General features: G+C 42.3%; 26 protein-coding genes. 25 read left to right on the top strand and 1 reads right to left on the bottom strand.

All coding sequences use genetic code 11. From position 1 onward, the window contains the following. Positions 1-9 precede the first annotated feature (9 nt). The 24 genes from rplF to M3206_RS15520 all read left to right on the top strand — a co-directional run bounded on the left by rplF (position 10) and on the right by M3206_RS15520 (position 14,960). The gene (rplF, locus tag M3206_RS15635; RefSeq protein ID WP_251313462.1) at positions 10-549 is read left to right on the top strand and encodes a 50S ribosomal protein L6; all 540 of its coding nucleotides are present in this window, start codon (positions 10-12) and stop codon (positions 547-549) included. Positions 550-580: 31 nt separating this feature from the next. Next, positions 581-943: a 50S ribosomal protein L18 gene (rplR, locus tag M3206_RS15630; RefSeq protein WP_077365526.1), complete on the top strand. Its 363-nt coding sequence runs from the start codon at positions 581-583 to the stop codon at positions 941-943. A gap of 14 nt (positions 944-957) precedes the next feature. Then, complete coding sequence (rpsE, locus tag M3206_RS15625; RefSeq protein ID WP_251313496.1) at positions 958-1,458, top strand: 30S ribosomal protein S5; 501 nt, start codon at positions 958-960, stop codon at positions 1,456-1,458. A gap of 14 nt (positions 1,459-1,472) precedes the next feature. Next, complete coding sequence (rpmD, locus tag M3206_RS15620) at positions 1,473-1,661, top strand: 50S ribosomal protein L30 (RefSeq protein ID WP_251313461.1); 189 nt, start codon at positions 1,473-1,475, stop codon at positions 1,659-1,661. Positions 1,662-1,691: 30 nt separating this feature from the next. Continuing rightward, a complete protein-coding gene (rplO, locus tag M3206_RS15615; RefSeq protein WP_066285559.1) occupies positions 1,692-2,132 on the top strand; it encodes a 50S ribosomal protein L15 in 441 nt (146 codons plus the stop codon). Further along, complete coding sequence (secY, locus tag M3206_RS15610) at positions 2,132-3,433, top strand: preprotein translocase subunit SecY (protein ID WP_251313460.1); 1,302 nt, start codon at positions 2,132-2,134, stop codon at positions 3,431-3,433. The genes rplO and secY overlap by 1 nt, the downstream gene beginning before the upstream one ends. Before the next feature lie 69 nt (positions 3,434-3,502). Beyond that, positions 3,503-4,156 (top strand): adenylate kinase, encoded by a 654-nt coding sequence (locus M3206_RS15605; protein WP_251313459.1) that lies wholly within the window; start codon positions 3,503-3,505, stop codon positions 4,154-4,156. Further along, a complete protein-coding gene (map, locus tag M3206_RS15600) occupies positions 4,153-4,899 on the top strand; it encodes a type I methionyl aminopeptidase (protein ID WP_251313458.1) in 747 nt (248 codons plus the stop codon). Before M3206_RS15605 ends, map begins: the two co-directional genes overlap by 4 nt. A 15-nt stretch (positions 4,900-4,914) precedes the next feature. Next, positions 4,915-5,238 (top strand): KOW domain-containing RNA-binding protein, encoded by a 324-nt coding sequence (locus M3206_RS15595; RefSeq protein ID WP_251313457.1) that lies wholly within the window; start codon positions 4,915-4,917, stop codon positions 5,236-5,238. Next, the gene (gene infA, locus M3206_RS15590) at positions 5,231-5,449 is read left to right on the top strand and encodes a translation initiation factor IF-1 (RefSeq protein ID WP_066237890.1); all 219 of its coding nucleotides are present in this window, start codon (positions 5,231-5,233) and stop codon (positions 5,447-5,449) included. The genes M3206_RS15595 and infA overlap by 8 nt, the downstream gene beginning before the upstream one ends. Before the next feature lie 35 nt (positions 5,450-5,484). Further along, positions 5,485-5,598, top strand: a complete 114-nt coding sequence (gene rpmJ, locus M3206_RS15585; RefSeq protein WP_007203526.1) for a 50S ribosomal protein L36 — start codon at positions 5,485-5,487, stop codon at positions 5,596-5,598. A 21-nt stretch (positions 5,599-5,619) separates the two neighbouring features. Continuing rightward, entirely contained in the window at positions 5,620-5,985 is a 366-nt protein-coding gene (gene rpsM / locus M3206_RS15580) for a 30S ribosomal protein S13 (protein ID WP_077365532.1), read from the top strand. A 20-nt stretch (positions 5,986-6,005) separates the two neighbouring features. Beyond that, positions 6,006-6,401 carry a 30S ribosomal protein S11 gene (gene rpsK / locus M3206_RS15575; protein WP_251313456.1) on the top strand — a complete coding sequence of 132 codons (396 nt, stop codon included), beginning with the start codon at positions 6,006-6,008 and terminating at the stop codon, positions 6,399-6,401. Positions 6,402-6,544: 143 nt separating this feature from the next. Next, positions 6,545-7,489 carry a DNA-directed RNA polymerase subunit alpha gene (locus tag M3206_RS15570; RefSeq protein ID WP_251313455.1) on the top strand — a complete coding sequence of 315 codons (945 nt, stop codon included), beginning with the start codon at positions 6,545-6,547 and terminating at the stop codon, positions 7,487-7,489. 58 nt (positions 7,490-7,547) lie between these two features. Next, complete coding sequence (gene rplQ / locus M3206_RS15565; RefSeq protein ID WP_251313454.1) at positions 7,548-7,910, top strand: 50S ribosomal protein L17; 363 nt, start codon at positions 7,548-7,550, stop codon at positions 7,908-7,910. Between the two features lie 258 nt (positions 7,911-8,168). After that, complete coding sequence (locus M3206_RS15560) at positions 8,169-8,999, top strand: energy-coupling factor ABC transporter ATP-binding protein (RefSeq protein WP_251313453.1); 831 nt, start codon at positions 8,169-8,171, stop codon at positions 8,997-8,999. Beyond that, positions 8,984-9,850: an energy-coupling factor ABC transporter ATP-binding protein gene (locus M3206_RS15555; protein WP_251313452.1), complete on the top strand. Its 867-nt coding sequence runs from the start codon at positions 8,984-8,986 to the stop codon at positions 9,848-9,850. The genes M3206_RS15560 and M3206_RS15555 overlap by 16 nt, the downstream gene beginning before the upstream one ends. A 1-nt stretch (position 9,851) precedes the next feature. Continuing rightward, positions 9,852-10,649 carry an energy-coupling factor transporter transmembrane component T family protein gene (locus tag M3206_RS15550; protein ID WP_251313451.1) on the top strand — a complete coding sequence of 266 codons (798 nt, stop codon included), beginning with the start codon at positions 9,852-9,854 and terminating at the stop codon, positions 10,647-10,649. A gap of 11 nt (positions 10,650-10,660) precedes the next feature. Then, entirely contained in the window at positions 10,661-11,413 is a 753-nt protein-coding gene (truA, locus tag M3206_RS15545) for a tRNA pseudouridine(38-40) synthase TruA (protein WP_251313450.1), read from the top strand. A gap of 150 nt (positions 11,414-11,563) precedes the next feature. After that, complete coding sequence (rplM, locus tag M3206_RS15540) at positions 11,564-12,001, top strand: 50S ribosomal protein L13 (protein ID WP_066285587.1); 438 nt, start codon at positions 11,564-11,566, stop codon at positions 11,999-12,001. A 17-nt stretch (positions 12,002-12,018) separates the two neighbouring features. Further along, entirely contained in the window at positions 12,019-12,411 is a 393-nt protein-coding gene (gene rpsI / locus M3206_RS15535) for a 30S ribosomal protein S9 (RefSeq protein WP_066237857.1), read from the top strand. 167 nt (positions 12,412-12,578) lie between these two features. Then, on the top strand, positions 12,579-13,019 hold the full coding sequence (locus tag M3206_RS15530; protein WP_251313449.1) for a DUF2521 family protein: 441 nt from the start codon (positions 12,579-12,581) through the stop codon (positions 13,017-13,019). Between the two features lie 73 nt (positions 13,020-13,092). After that, the gene (gene cwlD, locus M3206_RS15525) at positions 13,093-13,818 is read left to right on the top strand and encodes an N-acetylmuramoyl-L-alanine amidase CwlD (RefSeq protein WP_251313448.1); all 726 of its coding nucleotides are present in this window, start codon (positions 13,093-13,095) and stop codon (positions 13,816-13,818) included. A gap of 98 nt (positions 13,819-13,916) precedes the next feature. Beyond that, positions 13,917-14,960, top strand: coding sequence for an Mrp/NBP35 family ATP-binding protein (locus M3206_RS15520; RefSeq protein WP_251313447.1), 1,044 nt, complete (start codon positions 13,917-13,919; stop codon positions 14,958-14,960). A 58-nt stretch (positions 14,961-15,018) separates the two neighbouring features. Here the strand turns inward: M3206_RS15520 and gerD are convergent, their stop codons facing one another. Further along, positions 15,019-15,642 (bottom strand): spore germination lipoprotein GerD, encoded by a 624-nt coding sequence (gene gerD, locus M3206_RS15515; RefSeq protein ID WP_251313446.1) that lies wholly within the window; start codon positions 15,640-15,642, stop codon positions 15,019-15,021. 147 nt (positions 15,643-15,789) lie between these two features. Here gerD and M3206_RS15510 point away from each other — a divergent pair, with 147 nt between their 5' ends. Beyond that, positions 15,790-16,395: a KinB-signaling pathway activation protein gene (locus M3206_RS15510; RefSeq protein ID WP_251313445.1), complete on the top strand. Its 606-nt coding sequence runs from the start codon at positions 15,790-15,792 to the stop codon at positions 16,393-16,395. Positions 16,396-16,640 lie beyond the last annotated feature (245 nt).

Below are 16,640 nucleotides of genomic sequence, written 5' to 3'. Positions count from 1 at the left end.
GGTGTCATCATGTCTCGCGTAGGTAACAAACCGATAGAAGTCCCAGGTGGCGTTACGATCAATGTTGCTAATGACAACACTGTTTCTGTAAAAGGCCCTAAAGGTGAACTTTCTCGCAAATTCAATGCTGACATTAAAATTAATGTTCAAGATAACGAAATTACTGTGGAACGCCCGAGCGACCACAAAGAGCACCGTGCATTGCATGGTACTACTCGCAGCGTATTAAACAACATGGTTATCGGTGTAACAAACGGTTATGAAAGAGCTCTTGAAATTATCGGGGTTGGATATCGTGCTTCCAAATCTGGTAACAAGCTTGTACTTAACGTTGGTTACTCACACCCAGTTGAAATCGTTCCTGAACAAGGAATCGACATCGAAGTACCTTCTAACACGAAGGTAGTTGTTAAGGGTATTGACAAGCAACGTGTAGGTGAAGTTGCTGCAAACATCCGTTCAGTTCGTTCACCTGAACCTTACAAAGGTAAAGGTATTCGTTACGAAGGTGAATTCGTTCGCCGTAAAGAAGGTAAGACTGGTAAATAAGACCGTTAGGTAGCGGAAAGGAGTGCAAAGGATGATCACGAAAGCAGATAAGAATGTCGCTCGTAAGAAAAGACATGCTCGTGTTCGCCGCGTTGTAAGCGGAACAGCACAACGTCCTCGTTTGAACGTATTCCGTTCTACAAAGCACATCTATGCTCAATTGATCGATGATCAAGCTGGTGTAACAATTGTATCTGCATCTTCACTTGATAAAGGTGTAAATGTAGAAAACGGTGGAAACGTGGATGCTGCTAAAGCGATTGGTCAAGAAATCGCTAAGCGCGCAGTTGAAAAAGGAATCAAATCGGTTGTTTTTGACCGAGGCGGATATTTATATCACGGACGTATTAAAGCATTAGCAGACGCAGCTCGTGAAGCTGGGTTAGAATTTTAATCGAAGGAGGGAACCTGATGCGTATCGACCCTAACAAACTTGAACTTGAAGAACGCGTCGTTACGGTTAACCGTGTAGCTAAGGTAGTAAAAGGTGGACGTCGTTTCCGCTTTGCTGCAGTGGTTGTCGTAGGTGACAAAAACGGTCACGTTGGATTCGGTACTGGTAAAGCCCAAGAGGTACCAGAAGCGATCCGTAAGGCGATTGAAGATGCTAAGAAGAACTTAGTAACTGTACCGATCGTAAAAACAACAATTCCTCACCAAATAGTTGGACGTTTTGGAGCAGGTAACGTATTCTTAAAGCCTGCATCTGAAGGTACTGGGGTAATTGCAGGTGGACCTGTACGTGCTGTATTGGAGCTTGCTGGTGTAGGTGACATTCTTTCTAAGTCACTTGGATCTAACAACCCAATCAACATGGTTCGTGCAACTATCGAAGGATTGAAAAATTTAAAGCGTGCTGAAGACGTTGCGAAACTTCGTGGCAAATCAGTACAAGAGCTTTTAGGTTAAGGAGGGAACTTTAGATGGCTAAGAAATTAGAAATCACCCTCACTCGTAGTGTTATCGGCCGTCCGGAAAAACAACGTGTTGTTGTTAAGACACTAGGTTTGCGCAAAATGCACCAGACAGTTGTACACGAAGATAACGCGGCTATCCGCGGTATGGTTAACAAGGTGTCTCACCTTTTAACAGTGAAAGAATTAGACGCTTAATAGATAAATAAATCATGAGGAGGTGCTCAGATGAAACTTCATGAGTTGAAGCCATCAGAAGGATCCCGTAAAGTTCGCAACCGTGTTGGTCGCGGTATCGGATCAGGAAATGGTAAAACAAGTGGTCGTGGACACAAAGGTCAAAACTCTCGTTCAGGCGGTGGAGTAAGACCAGGATTCGAGGGTGGACAAAATCCACTTGCACGTCGTTTACCGAAACGTGGATTCACAAACCCTACTCGTAAAGAGTATGCAGTTGTAAATCTTGAGAAGCTTGTTCGTTTTGAAGAGGGCACAGAGGTAACTCCTGAACTTCTTCTTGAAACAGGAGTAGTAAGCAATCTTAAAAACGGTATTAAAGTATTGGGTAATGGCAAGTTAGAAGTTAAGCTTACAGTTAAGGCGCACAAATTCTCTGTTTCTGCTAAAGAAGCAATTGAAGCAGCGGGCGGAAAAACTGAGGTGATCTAATGTTCCAGACAATCTCCAACATTATGCGTGTGGGTGATCTGAGAAACAAAATATTGTTTACACTTGCGATGCTGGTCGTGTTCCGCCTAGGAACATTCATACCAGTACCTGGTGTAAATCGCGATGTATTGAAATTCAGTACAGGCGACAGTGCTAACATTTTTGGTTTTTTAAATACGTTTGGCGGTGGAGCGTTACAAAACTTCTCCATTTTCGCTATGGGTATCATGCCGTACATTACAGCATCGATCATCGTGCAGCTTTTGCAGATGGACGTTGTACCGAAATTTACGGAATGGAGTAAGCAGGGTGAAGTAGGGCGAAAGAAATTAGCTCAGTTCACACGTTATGGAACGATCGTGCTTGGTTTTATCCAAGCAATCGGTATGTCTATCGGTTTTAACAACCTTTTTCCAGGACTTATTCAAAACCCTAGCACAACTACGTATCTATTTATCGCGTTAGTTTTAACTGCAGGTACTGCATTCTTAATGTGGTTAGGTGAGCAGATTACCCTCAAGGGGATTGGAAACGGAATATCAGTTCTAATTTTTGCGGGGATTGTCGCAGCTATTCCTACAGCAGTTAACCAGCTTTTCACAACGCAATTCAAAGGCGGTAACGATCAGATGTTTATGCACATCGTTACGATCGTACTACTTGCACTTGCGATTGTACTCATCATTATGGGTGTTATCTTTATTCAACAAGGTGTTCGGAAAATCCCGATTCAGTATGCAAAGCGGGTCGTTGGAACAAAGCCTGTTGGCGGCCAGTCGACTCATCTTCCGATCAAAGTTAACGCAGCAGGTGTTATCCCGGTTATCTTCGCGATTTCCTTGATTATCACGCCAAGAACTGTTGCTGGCTTCTTCGGACAGAATGATGTTACGACTTGGATTATCAACACGTTTGACTACACGAAACCAGTCGGAATGATTATATATGCGCTCCTAATCATCGGGTTCTCGTATTTCTATACGTTTATCCAGGTGAATCCGGAGCAAATGGCGGAAAACTTAAAGAAGCAGGGTGGATACATTCCTGGCATTCGTCCAGGGACTAACACTCAAACTTATATTACAAGAATTCTGTATCGATTAACGTTTGTTGGATCTCTATTCCTTGCTGCTATTGCAGTCCTACCAGTTGTCTTTACAGCAATTCCAGGTTTGAATCTTCCGCCAGCCATTCAAATTGGTGGAACAAGCTTGCTGATTGTTGTAGGTGTGGCATTAGACACCATGAAGCAAATTGAGAGCCAGCTGATCAAGCGGCACTACAAAGGCTTCATTAAATAAGGGCGTGGAAGATTATTCTTCCCGGCATGCTCTGTTTTAAAAGACGATTGTGATTTATGGAGGGATTAGATGTATCTAGTCTTAATGGGATTACCCGGAGCAGGCAAGGGTACTCAAGCAGAAAGAATTGTTGAGAAGTACGGAATTCCACATATCTCTACTGGAGATATGTTCCGAGCAGCAATTAAAGAGGAGACTCCTCTTGGACTTGAGGCAAAATCGTACATGGATGCGGGTAACCTCGTTCCTGACGAAGTTACAATCGGCATCGTACGTGACCGACTTTCTAAAAAGGACTGCGAAAAAGGATTTTTACTAGATGGATTCCCTCGGACAGTAGCCCAAGCGGAAGCCCTGGAAGAGATCACTAAAGAGCTTTCCCGAGAAATTGATTATGTTCTAAACATTTCAGTAGATTCGGATAAGTTAATGCAGCGATTAACAGGTCGTCGGATTTGCCAAACATGCGGAAGCACGTATCATGTAATATTCAACCCACCAAAGGTTGAAGGAGTATGTGATAAAGACGGCGGTACGCTTATTCAACGTCAAGATGATAATGAAGAGACCGTTCGAAACCGTTTAAATGTAAACATGAAGCAGGCTAAACCACTGCTTGATTTTTATGGTGATAGAGGTTACCTGAAAAACATTAATGGTGATCAGGATATCGACAAAGTCTTTCAAGACATTGACCAACTTATTGGGGGATTGGCGAAATGATTATCTGCAAAACACCGCGAGAGATTGAAATCATGCGGGAGGCAGGTCGCATCGTTGCCTTAACTCATCAAGAGTTAAAAAAACACATTAAACCTGGCGTAACTACTAAGGAACTGGATAAAATTGCTGATAAGTTTATCCGAAGCCAAGGTGCAATCCCTTCATTTAAAAACTATAATGGTTTTAGCGGAAGCATCTGTGCTTCAGTGAATGAGGAACTTGTACATGGAATACCAGGTAAACGCGTACTGAACCATGGCGACATTATCTCTATAGATATTGGGGCGAAGTACAACGGATATCATGGGGATTCCGCTTGGACTTATGGAGTTGGAGAGATTTCTGAGGAAGCTCAAAAACTTCTGGATGTAACCGAAGAGTCTTTGTATAAAGGACTCGAAAAAGCAAAAGCCGGTGCCCGGTTAACTGACATTTCTCATGAGATACAGAAGTATGCTGAGGGTGAAGGTTTTTCTGTTGTTCGCGAATACGTCGGACACGGGATAGGCCAGGACTTGCATGAGGACCCGCAAATTCCTCATTATGGACCGCCTGGTAAAGGACCGGTACTGAAAAAGGGCATGGTTCTAGCAATAGAACCGATGATAAATGCGGGAACTCGCTATGTTCGAACATTATCCGATAACTGGACGGTTGTCACAACGGATGGCAAATGGTGTGCTCACTTTGAACATACAATTGTCATTACGGAGGAAGGCTTTGAAATCTTAACAAAGATTTAAGGTGAAGGTGATGAGATGGTAAGCGAATCTGATTCGGTACCGAATATAGGACAGCTGGTTCGGATACTAAAAGGAAGAGACGCAGATCGGCTGGGTGTTATAGTCGGAATCCTCGATGAACGTTTTGTTCTCGTGGCCGATGGCGACAAGCGCAAGTTCGATCGCGCCAAGCGAAAAAACCTGAACCATATAGAGCTGCTAGATTTTATTTCTCCGGAAGTTGTTAAAAGCATTCTTGAAACAGGTCGTGTAACCAATGGCAAATTGCGTTATGCAGTAGCGAAGTTTTCCGACGAGAAAGTCATTGCTCTGAAGAAGGGAGATCAAGTCGATGGCTAAAGATGATGTTATCGAGGTTGAAGGTACAGTTATTGAACCTTTACCGAACGCCATGTTTCGTGTTGAACTAGAAAACGGACACAAAGTTCTAGCGCACGTTTCTGGTAAGATTCGTATGCACTACATTCGAATTCTTCCAGGAGATAAAGTAACCGTAGAATTGTCTCCGTATGACTTATCACGTGGTCGTATAACGTATCGTTTTAAATAATCAATGTACTCCGTGACATAAGGAGGTTATAAAAAATGAAGGTAAGACCATCAGTCAAGCCAATATGTGAAAAGTGTAAAGTGATTCGCCGCAGAGGCACTGTAATGGTGATCTGTGAGAATCCGAAACATAAACAAAAACAAGGTTAATATACAGGAGGTGCAAAAATTATGGCACGTGTTGCAGGTGTAGATATTCCTCGTGATAAGCGAGTAGTTATCTCATTAACGTACATCTTCGGTATCGGTAAAACAAAAGCACAGCAAATTCTTGCTGAAGCTGGTGTTTCTGAAGATACACGAGTTCGTGATCTTACTGAAGATGAATTAAATAAAATCCGCGAAGTCATCGATGGACACAAAGTGGAGGGTGACCTTCGCCGTGAAGTTTCATTAAACATCAAGCGTCTAATCGAGATCGGAGCATATCGTGGTGTTCGTCATCGTCGTGGGTTACCAGTACGTGGTCAAAACACGAAGAACAACTCCCGTACTCGTAAAGGACCTCGTCGTACTGTAGCGAATAAGAAAAAGTAAGTAAAGGAGGTAAACTCTAAATGGCAAAAGCACGTAAGACTAATACACGTAAACGTCGTGTCAAAAAGAATATTGAAGTCGGCGTAGCACATATCCGTTCTACATTCAATAACACGATTATTACGATTACTGACACGCACGGGAACGCAATCTCTTGGGCGACTGCTGGTCACCTTGGATTTAAAGGTTCTCGTAAGTCTACTCCGTTCGCAGCACAAATGGCAGCTGAAACAGCTGGTAAAACTGCAATGGAACATGGTATGAAGACGTTGGAAGTATCCGTTAAAGGACCTGGAGCTGGACGTGAAGCAGCAATCCGTGCCCTTCAAGCGGTAGGCTTAGAAGTAACAGCTATTCGTGATGTTACTCCTGTACCTCACAACGGTTGCCGTCCGCCAAAACGCCGTCGTGTGTAACGATATACACGGTATATAATTCCATAACTTGTCTATAATGGTTATAGTAAAAGTTTTGGTAAAAGATAAGTCGGAATGCCTATGGGGAATTTCGGCTGGGATCATCCAGCCGAGATTCGACGTTTGAAGGAGGGTTCAGTTGAATGATCGAAATCGAAAAGCCAAGAATTGAGACGGTTGAAATCAGCGACGATGCCACATACGGAAAGTTTGTTGTTGAACCACTTGAACGTGGATACGGGACTACACTAGGCAACTCCTTGCGTCGTATCTTGTTGTCCTCACTACCTGGTGCAGCAGTTACATCTATTCAGATTAATGGCGTATTGCATGAGTTCTCAACAGTTGAAGGTGTAGTTGAAGATGTTACTACAATCATCTTAAACTTGAAGAAACTTGCAATGAAGATTTACTCTGATGAAGAAAAGACACTTGAAATCGACGTACAAGGCGATGGTGTCGTAACAGCTGGTGACATTACTCATGACAGCGATGTTGAAATCCTTAATCCGGAACTTCATATCGCAACACTTGCAAAAGGCGCTCATTTCCAAATGAAGCTTAATGCTAAACGTGGTCGTGGTTATGTTCAGGCAGAAGGCAATAAACGCGAAGATCTGCCTATCGGTGTTATTCCTGTTGATTCTATTTACACACCTATTTCTCGTGTGAATTATCAAGTTGAAAACACTCGTGTAGGACAAGTAACAAACTATGATAAGCTAACGCTTGATGTATGGACAGATGGGAGCATTCGTCCAGAGGAAGCAGTTTCTCTTGGTGCGAAGATCATTAGCGAACATTTAAACATTTTTGTTGGCTTAACAGATCAGGCTCAGAACGCTGAAATTATGGTGGAAAAAGAAGAAGATCAAAAAGAAAAAGTTCTTGAGATGACGATTGAAGAACTTGATCTTTCTGTTCGTTCTTACAACTGCCTAAAGCGTGCTGGCATTAATACAGTACAAGAACTTGCGAATAAGTCTGAAGAAGACATGATGAAAGTACGCAACCTCGGTAAGAAGTCTCTTGAAGAAGTTCAAGAGAAACTAGATGAGCTTGGCCTTTCATTACGCGCTGACGATTAATTCGTAATACGCGCTTTTTCAAGACGAGAGAGAAATGCGCAGAGGAGGGAATACAAGCATGGGATACCAAAAGTTAGGTCGTGTATCTGCGGTTCGTAAAGCAATGCTTCGTGATTTAACTACTGATCTAATCATTAACGAGCGTATTGAAACTACAGAAGCACGTGCAAAAGAAGTTCGTAAATTTGCTGAAAAAATGATTACGCTTGGTAAGCGTGGAGACCTTCATGCTCGCCGTCAGGCTGCATCGTTCCTTCGTAACGAAGTAGCAGACAATGAGTCTGGCCAAAGATCTCTTCAAAAACTTTTCAGTGATCTTGCACCTCGCTATGCTGAGCGTAACGGTGGTTACACTCGCATCGCAAAAATCGGCCCTCGCCGTGGTGATGGTGCACCAATGGTTATCATTGAATTAGTATAATTAACGTTACTTAAAGGGCGGGATCAAGTCTTCGATGACAATCTTGCCCTTTTTTATTTTGAGTGAATTCACTGTTGATTATGAGTAAGAGTTCAATCAACTAGAGGGAAGTAGAAATAAAACCTTTAAAACAGTAACAAACTTTTTGGAGAATGTTTGTGGCCAGAAAATCCTGCCCTTAGGATGATCAATGTAAGAGTAAACTAAGTAAGAGCAGAGAGCAGCTTAGAATTGCAGCAGCTTAGAGGAGGACGTCACATGGAGAACATTATATCGGTTAAGGATGTGACCTTTTTTTATCCGGGAGAAGAGACGGCTACGCTGAAAAACGTGAGCTTAGATGTATATAAAGGCGAGTGGCTTTCAATTGTTGGACATAATGGTTCAGGGAAGTCTACTTTGGCTAAATTGCTGAATGGTCTGTTGCTGCCTCATGAGGGAACTGTTAATGTGTCAGACTACGTAACTTCGCGTGAGGATGACATCTGGGAAATCCGCAGACAGGTAGGAATGGTTTTTCAAAACCCTGATAATCAGTTTGTAGGGACAAGCGTTAAGGACGATATTGCGTTCGGCCTTGAAAACTTCGGTGTACCTCGTGACGAGATGATCAAGCGAATCAATGAGAGTGTACAACGGGTTGGCATGGAAGCTTTCTTAGATCAAGAACCGCATCAATTATCTGGTGGGCAAAAACAGAGAGTCGCGATTGCGGGTATTCTAGCACAGAAGCCTTCTGTCATTGTATTAGATGAAGCCACTTCAATGCTTGATCCAATAGGTAGAATTGAAGTGATGGAGACAGTGCGTGAACTCAACCAAAACGAAGGCATAACTGTTATTTCAATCACTCATGATTTAGAGGAAGCGCTAAGTGCAGACCGAGTTGTCGTCATGAAAATGGGGGAAAAAGCAGCAGAAGGAGTACCAGATGCAATCTTTCAGCAGCGTGATCTGTTGAAGTCTGCTGGTCTGGATTTACCGTTTTCACTAAAATTAAGCGAAGCTCTTCGCCGTCAGGGAGTCGAGCTGGATAGAGGATATCTAACGCAGGAAGAGCTGGTGGATGCATTATGGAAATTAGCATAAAGCAACTCGAACATCGTTATATGCAAGGAACGCCATTTGAAAGGCGTGCCCTTCATGATGTGAATTTGGATATACCTCATGAAACATTCCTCGCACTCATCGGGCATACGGGTTCTGGTAAGTCGACACTCATTCAGCATTTGAATGGTTTGTTAAAACCTTCAGCTGGTTCGATAAGAATGGGTGAAACGATTTTAGAAGCTGGCGGAAAGAAGCAAGATCTAAAACCGCTTCGCAAAAAAGCGGGAATCGTCTTTCAATATCCAGAACATCAGCTTTTTGAGGAAACAGTAGAAAAGGACATCATGTTCGGCCCCCGCAATTTTGGAATGTCAGAAGAGGAAGCGAAGAAGACAGCTTCAAGAGTGATTGAGATGGTAGGTTTGCCGCAAACGGTTTTGAGTAAATCTCCGTTTGATCTCAGTGGCGGCCAGATGAGAAGGGTAGCAATCGCTGGAGTGCTTGCTATGAAACCAGAAGTGTTAATTCTTGATGAACCCACTGCAGGATTGGATCCTGCTGGACGTGTAGAGATCATGGAACTTTTTTATGATCTTCATCAAAAGAATAAGTTAACAACCGTGCTTGTTACTCACAGCATGGAGGATGCCTCCAAGTATGCAGATGAGATTGCTGTCATGCATAAGGGTGAACTCTACTTGCATGGAAAGCCAAGGGAAATTTTTAATGAGAGAAAAGCTCTTCAGGAGGCGGGATTGGATGTACCGGAAACGGTTCAATTTCTGTTGAAGTGGAATGAGAAGTCAGGGCAGCACCTGTCACTTTCGAATTTCACGATCGAAGAACTGGCTAAAAGTCTTGGACAAGCTCTCAAGAAGAGGGGGAGCTAGTATGCTGCAAAACGTAATTATTGGTCAGTATTACCCGGCGTCTTCCCCTCTGCACCGGATGGATTCACGCTCAAAGCTGATCGCTGCATTCTTTTATCTGTTCATCGTCTTTTTGGCTAACAACTGGATTACGTACGGTCTCTTGATTGCTTTTACAGCAGTCACGATCTCAGCATCCAAAGTGCCAGTACGTTATCTATACAAAGGGCTTAAACCTATCCTTATCCTTGTCGTATTTACGATGCTTTTGCATGTCTTTTTAACAAAAGAAGGAGATGTGCTCTATAAAGCGGGCTGGTTAGAGATATATGAAGGGGGAGTCATCCAAGGGATTTTTATTGCGATGAGACTTTTATTACTTGTCTTGATGACCTCGCTGCTGACTTTAACTACGACACCGATTGATATAACAGATGGTCTCGAACATCTTTTAGGTCCATTGAAAAAGTGGAAGCTGCCTGTTCATGAGTTTGCTCTGATGATGTCAATATCGCTTCGTTTTATACCGACGCTTTTACAAGAGACAGAGAAGATTATGAAGGCCCAGATGGCTCGTGGTGCTGATTTTACGAGTGGACCGATAAAAGAAAGAGCAAAGGCTTTTGTACCGCTTCTGGTTCCTTTGTTTATCTCTTCGTTTAAGCGGGCAGAAGAGCTGGCGCTCGCGATGGAAGCAAGAGGATACCGCGGCGGTGAAGGCAGAACGAGGTTAAGAGCTCTAGAGTGGCATAACCGGGATACATTCGCTATCGTTCTCTTGATCTTGCTGACATTATCGCTATTCTTATTACGCAGTTAAAGGAGAAAACCATGGCTCGTATGAAAGTAACCGTAGCTTATGACGGAACTGATTTTGCCGGATACCAAATACAGCCTAGCGGAAGAACGGTGCAAGGCACGATTCAGTCTGTTCTCCAAAAGATGCATAAAGGAGAGGCTGTCCAGATCTCAGCCTCTGGCCGGACGGATGCGGGTGTGCATGCAGTCGGACAAGTGTTTCATTTTGATACTGAAATGAACATACCTGGTGATGCTTGGGTTAAAGCTTTAAATGCTATGCTTCCGAATGACATTGTTATAAAACGTGTAGAAGAGGTAACGAATTCATTTCATTCCCGGTTCTCAGCAGAAAGCAAAGAGTATCATTATAAGCTGCTCGTAAGGAAACAGCCAGATGTCTTTAGAAGAAACCATTTATATCATTATCCGTATCCTTTAAACATCCAGGCTATGCAAAGCGCTTGCGTGTCGTTTATTGGAACTCACGACTTTACATCATTCTCTTCAGCCCGCTCAGAAGTGGCAGATAAGGTGAGAACGATCTATTCGTTAGAGCTGCTTGAGGAAGATGAGGTTCTGACCTTTAAAATCAAAGGCAGCGGCTTTTTGTACAACATGGTAAGGATCATCGTCGGAACTCTTTTAGAAGTGGGACAAGGCAAAAGAACACCTGATGAGATCAGTGGTATGATCGCAGCTAAAGACCGTGCGTTAGCCGGAAAAACGGCACCTGCTCATGGACTTTACTTGCATCAAGTTAATTACCAAGAGAATCCTGAATAATATTTAGGATACGCTTGACATCGTTGTTCATGTATTATAAGATATTATTTGGTATTTCTAAAGATATCGTCCACATGCCCCGGAGATATTTTGGGAAATGTTCACATTGAATATAATTGAAATTGATTGAAGATACAGGAGGGAAAACACATGCGTACGACTTTCATGGCGAAAGCTTCTGAAGTAGAACGTAAATGGTTTGTGATCGACGCTGAAGGCAAGACTCTTGGACGTCTATCCAGTGAAGTTGCTTCTATCCTTCGCGGTAAGCATAAGCCTATTTATACACCACACGTTGACACTGGTGATCACGTGATCATCATCAACGCAGAAAAGATTGAATTAACAGGTAAGAAATTGACTGACAAAATTTATTACCGCCACACTGGACACCCAGGTGGACTTCGTACTAGAACTGCATTAGAAATGCGTACAACTCGTCCGGTTCAAATGCTTGAGTTAGCAATCAAAGGTATGCTTCCAAAGAATAGCCTTGGTCGCCAAATGTTCAAAAAGCTTCACGTATATGCTGGAGCTGAGCACAATCATCAAGCACAAAAACCTGAAAACTACGAGTTACGCGGATAAAAAAGGAGGGTATTTACGTGGCACAAGTACAATATTATGGCACTGGACGTCGTAAGCACTCCGTAGCACGTGTACGATTAGTTCCTGGTGAAGGCCGTATCGTTATCAACGGACGTGACATAGACGAATTTTTCGGATTAGAAACATTAAAGCTTATCGTTAAGCAACCACTTAACACAACTGAAACAACTGATAAGTATGACGTATTAGTAACTGTTCATGGCGGTGGATACACTGGACAAGCAGGAGCTATCCGTCACGGTATCTCTCGTGCGCTTCTAGAAGCAGATCCTGAGTACCGCGGATCTCTTAAAGCAGCTGGATTCCTTACTCGTGACGCTCGTATGAAAGAGCGTAAGAAGTACGGACTTAAAGGCGCTCGTCGTGCACCTCAGTTCTCAAAACGTTAATCTTTATACGTTTATCAAAACCCTGTTCTCTTTGGAGAGCGGGGTTTTTGTTTTATGCCAGCTTTTCCCTTACCATCTTTTATGCAGTGTCGTTCCACCTTCCTTTGAGAAAAATAAAGGTACAGACAAACAATGCGTTGAGGTAAAACGCAGGAAGGGGAGAAAGTATGGCTATTGTATTAAACAACTTTAGAGAAAAACAGCGTTATAAAAAAGAAAATTTCGAGCGGAAGGTACTGCGCGACTTGTCGCTTGCTAACATAAAGAAGGAATTTCACCGTTTGTTCCAGCCGTTTTTTCAATACTCTCTTCTTTATCAAAATGATATCGAAGACGCATGTATTGATATGGCGATCGACGCCTATCTTTTAGGTGCAGGTTACAGCCGGTTTGCGTACCATGGTGAAACCTTAGAGAAGATTAAAGAACGTGCTTATGAAAAACAAAAAGCAATCGCAGACGGACTTTTTGAATATTGGCAGTTCTGGTGCTGGGGCACTGAGATGATGATGGAATCCCTGCACCTCTGCTGTGAGAGCTTTGTACATCTTTGGTGGATGGAAGGATACAAAAATGGCGAAAAGCGTTATAGGATGAAACTGCAATAATTTCCAATCGGTTATAAACAGCTTTCTTGTCCCATATACATAGTGATATAAGGCTTGTATAGGGGGACAAAACATGAAAAAGTGGGTGAAGGGAGCCGCATTTGCTTTAGGTTGCGCAGTCCTTGTCTTTATTTTCACCTATCGTTTTTTAGATAATGATTCATGGCGGGCATGGAATTTGCCGTTATCCGGAAAAATTATCGTCATTGATCCTGGACATGGCGGTGCAGATGGCGGTGCCGTTGGTGACGGTGAAGTACTTGAGAAAGAGATCGCCTTAAACATCTCTGTCATGCTGAGGGATTATCTGCAGGAAGCGGGAGCACTTGTGATCATGACCCGTGAGACAGACAAAGACTTGGCTGATAAAGGAACGAAGAAGTTAAGACATCGAAAATGGGAAGATTTAAAAGCGCGTAAAAAGATCATTAATGAAAGTCATGCGGACTTATTTATCAGTATTCATTTAAATTCGTTGCCTTCCTCTAGATGGAGAGGGGCTCAAGTTTTTTATCATCCTGGAAAAGAAGAGGGTGAAGCAGTATCTCTATTTATTCAAGATGAGATTAAACGGAACCTAGAAAATACGAACAGGTTTGCTAAATCGATTGAAGGACTTTACCTGCTTCGATCAGCAAAAGTCCCGGGTGCATTAGTGGAAGTCGGATTTTTATCGAATCCAACTGAGCGTGAACTGTTAAAGACAAAATCATACCAGCAAAAAGTAGCTGCTTCCATCTACCAAGGAATGCTCAGGTTTTATACAAACGAAACACCTCCAAAAACTCCTTATGATTAAGGGGTTTTTTTATTGGATTTAAAAAACCGCTTTCATGGGAGTGACAGTAAGGTTGTGATATACTGAAAGGGAAGTTTACAGGTAAAGGATGTGTCTATGTGCTTACGGAAGAGAAAGTGATCGAACTGTTAAGTCCTATTCAAGACCCTTATTTACATAAAAGCATGGTGGACTCTGGAAGTATCCGTCAGCTAAAAATAAAAGAAGGCTATGTAGGTTTGAAAATTGGCTTAGCGCATACAGGAACACCTGAGCAGATGCAGCTGCAGCAGCAGATCGTACAAGTTCTTAAGAACGCTGGCGTTGAGTCCGTCGGTTTAAGATTTGAAAAAAGAGAAGATGTTCAGACAGAAAGCCAGCCCCAACAGCAAGCTAGTCCGCAGACTCTTCTGTCTGAAAACAGCAAGACTCAGTTTATCGCGATCGCGAGTGGTAAAGGCGGAGTTGGGAAATCAACCGTTTCTGTTAACTTAGCTGTAGCGCTTGCTAGGTTAGGAAAGAAAGTCGGATTGATCGACGCAGACATTTATGGATTCAGTGTCCCGGATATGATGGGAATCACAGAACGCCCTAAAGTAAAAGGAGATCGAATCTTTCCTGTGGAGCGTTTTGGGGTAAAAGTTATTTCCATGGCGTTTTTCGTAGAGGATAATGCACCGGTCATTTGGCGCGGACCGATGCTAGGAAAAATGCTGATGAACTTCTTTAGTGAAGTAGAATGGGGAGATCTCGATTATGTTCTTCTCGATCTGCCACCTGGGACAGGGGATGTTGCGCTGGACGTTCATAAGATGATTCCAAAATGTAAGGAAGTAATCGTAACCACACCTCATGCTACTGCCGCGTTTGTTGCCGCAAGAGCGGGAACGATGGCGATTAAGACAAATCATGAAGTGCTTGGAATTGTTGAGAACATGGCTTATTTCCAAAGCCAGTCCACAGGCGAAAAAGAGTATGTTTTTGGTAAAGATGGAGGTAAGCGATTAGCGGAGGAATTGAACGTTCCTTTACTTGGGCAGATTCCATTAGGTCAGCCTGAAATCAATGAAGATGATTTTGCACCAAGTGTGTATGAAGAGACTCATCCAATCGGCGAACATTACATCCGTATGGCTAAGACCATCATCGAAAAAACAAAGTAAAGTATAAAAAGAGGTTGAAAAAAACAACCTAAAAAAAGCCTCTCTAAACGGGAGGCTTTTATTGTGCGCTCGATTGTTCCTGTTCCTCCTGGCTGCCGCCAGAAGCTTCTTTTCCTTTTTTCGAAATGGATTGGTCGATTTCTTCGTGGGCTACTTTTTTTAGCATTTCTTCAACACGTGCCTGAACAATTGGACTTTCAAACGTTTCAAGCATAATTTTTTTCATTTCTTTTCGAACAGGCTGAGTATCTACAAGACCGAGAAGCTTTTCGGCCATTTGAGGATTTTGCAAAATCTTCATAACTTCTGCTTGATACTGTGGATCTTTTATAAGATCTTTCATCAATTTTTCGTGTTCTTTTCTCATGCTTTTTGCAAATGTCGCTGTAAACTTAGGGTCCTTAAATAGCTTCTGCCAGAACTTCTCTCCTTTTTCAGAAAGAAGCTGCTGCTCGATCGTCTTTTTTACAACTTCTTGGTCAATAAGCATTTCCTGCTGAATTTCTTTATCGGATAATACTTCTTTAATTGCTTTTTTTCCTTCATCTGTTTTTAGTAAATCAACAAACATCTTCTTTGTTGTTTCATAATCCATCTGGGAACTTCCCTGGGCTTCATTTTGTGCACAGCCCGTAAGAGAGGCCAGAATGATACAAATGAGGAAAATGTATATCTTTTTCAACTGGTTTCCTCCTCCTTTCAAATGGGCTATATAACATTAGGATTGATTTTTGGGATTTATTTATACTGGTTATTTAAAGGAAAACTGGCAATTTAAAAAGGACATTGGTACAATCGTAACGGAGCATGTTAGAGGGGGAAAACAAGCGTGAAAATCAAAAGTTGGCTCTTTTTATTTATAACCACACTTTTAATCGGAATTGTTAGTGCCATCGCGGTAGGGCTTATCTTGAAATTTCCTGAGAACAGCACGGCCTTTGAGCTGTTATTATACATTTTTGGACTGATCGGCTTTGGGTCCTTATTCAGTGTCTTCAGCCAGATGGGCTTTTTTGCTTATTTGACTGTTCATCGTTTTGGCTTAGGAATCTTTAAGAGCCATCGCCTTTGGAATGGTGTGCAGCTTATTCTGATTGCTGTCGTATTGTTTGATTTATTTTATTTACGATATACGTCATTTTATAAAGAAGGCGACAGTATAACGAATTATATCCTGATACCACTTGCGATTTTAGTATATGGATTGATCATCGCCTATTTTAAAGTAAAACAGACATCTAACGTAGCATTCATCCCAACGCTTTTCTTTATTACCGTGGTAACCATTCTGGAATGGGTGCCGGTGCTAAAAGAAAACAATTCTTTATCTCTTTGGATGGGATTCGTTCCGTTACTGTTATGTAATACGTATCAGATCTTAATGCTGCACAGACTGCTGCAGAAGAACAATCAGAAAAAGCCCATTGCATCTTGAACTGCACCCTATAAAATAGACAGTTTATAAAAAGGACCTTTTAAGCAGCTAGTAGATGACCTCGGAATTGATATGCTCCCCTTTAGGTAGACAGATTAAATAAAAAATCTGTTTTACCTTAGACTAACCTAGGTATTTGGGACACAATAAAACACCTTCGAAATGATACACTTATTAAAAGTGAAAATCGGAGGTGTTTTTGCATGGGCAAAAACGTTTATTCAAAAGAAACAAAGTGGGCTGTT

Origin of the sequence: Fictibacillus phosphorivorans, assembly GCF_023715845.1 — a bacterium.
Classification (GTDB): Bacteria; Bacillota; Bacilli; order Bacillales; family Fictibacillaceae; genus Fictibacillus; species Fictibacillus phosphorivorans_D.
The sequence above is the reverse complement of the archived record's forward strand: the minus strand, read 5'-3'. Positions and strand labels throughout refer to the sequence as shown.

Excerpts from the sequence above, each read along its gene's own strand:
- rpsM (WP_077365532.1), top strand. The coding sequence starts at position 5,620 with ATGGCACGTGTTGCAGGTGTAGATATTCCTCGTGATAAGCGAGTAGTT.
- rpmD (WP_251313461.1), top strand. The coding sequence starts at position 1,473 with ATGGCTAAGAAATTAGAAATCACCCTCACTCGTAGTGTTATCGGCCGT.
- rplR (WP_077365526.1), top strand. The coding sequence starts at position 581 with ATGATCACGAAAGCAGATAAGAATGTCGCTCGTAAGAAAAGACATGCT.
- M3206_RS15530 (WP_251313449.1), top strand. The coding sequence starts at position 12,579 with ATGGCTATTGTATTAAACAACTTTAGAGAAAAACAGCGTTATAAAAAA.
- M3206_RS15570 (WP_251313455.1), top strand. The coding sequence starts at position 6,545 with ATGATCGAAATCGAAAAGCCAAGAATTGAGACGGTTGAAATCAGCGAC.
- rplM (WP_066285587.1), top strand. The coding sequence starts at position 11,564 with ATGCGTACGACTTTCATGGCGAAAGCTTCTGAAGTAGAACGTAAATGG.
- M3206_RS15605 (WP_251313459.1), top strand. The coding sequence starts at position 3,503 with ATGTATCTAGTCTTAATGGGATTACCCGGAGCAGGCAAGGGTACTCAA.
- M3206_RS15555 (WP_251313452.1), top strand. The coding sequence starts at position 8,984 with ATGGAAATTAGCATAAAGCAACTCGAACATCGTTATATGCAAGGAACG.
- rplQ (WP_251313454.1), top strand. The coding sequence starts at position 7,548 with ATGGGATACCAAAAGTTAGGTCGTGTATCTGCGGTTCGTAAAGCAATG.
- M3206_RS15595 (WP_251313457.1), top strand. The coding sequence starts at position 4,915 with ATGGTAAGCGAATCTGATTCGGTACCGAATATAGGACAGCTGGTTCGG.
- rpsK (WP_251313456.1), top strand. The coding sequence starts at position 6,006 with ATGGCAAAAGCACGTAAGACTAATACACGTAAACGTCGTGTCAAAAAG.
- secY (WP_251313460.1), top strand. The coding sequence starts at position 2,132 with ATGTTCCAGACAATCTCCAACATTATGCGTGTGGGTGATCTGAGAAAC.
- infA (WP_066237890.1), top strand. The coding sequence starts at position 5,231 with ATGGCTAAAGATGATGTTATCGAGGTTGAAGGTACAGTTATTGAACCT.
- map (WP_251313458.1), top strand. The coding sequence starts at position 4,153 with ATGATTATCTGCAAAACACCGCGAGAGATTGAAATCATGCGGGAGGCA.
- rplO (WP_066285559.1), top strand. The coding sequence starts at position 1,692 with ATGAAACTTCATGAGTTGAAGCCATCAGAAGGATCCCGTAAAGTTCGC.
- truA (WP_251313450.1), top strand. The coding sequence starts at position 10,661 with ATGGCTCGTATGAAAGTAACCGTAGCTTATGACGGAACTGATTTTGCC.
- M3206_RS15560 (WP_251313453.1), top strand. The coding sequence starts at position 8,169 with ATGGAGAACATTATATCGGTTAAGGATGTGACCTTTTTTTATCCGGGA.
- M3206_RS15550 (WP_251313451.1), top strand. The coding sequence starts at position 9,852 with ATGCTGCAAAACGTAATTATTGGTCAGTATTACCCGGCGTCTTCCCCT.
- rpmJ (WP_007203526.1), top strand. The coding sequence starts at position 5,485 with ATGAAGGTAAGACCATCAGTCAAGCCAATATGTGAAAAGTGTAAAGTG.
- cwlD (WP_251313448.1), top strand. The coding sequence starts at position 13,093 with ATGAAAAAGTGGGTGAAGGGAGCCGCATTTGCTTTAGGTTGCGCAGTC.
- rplF (WP_251313462.1), top strand. The coding sequence starts at position 10 with ATGTCTCGCGTAGGTAACAAACCGATAGAAGTCCCAGGTGGCGTTACG.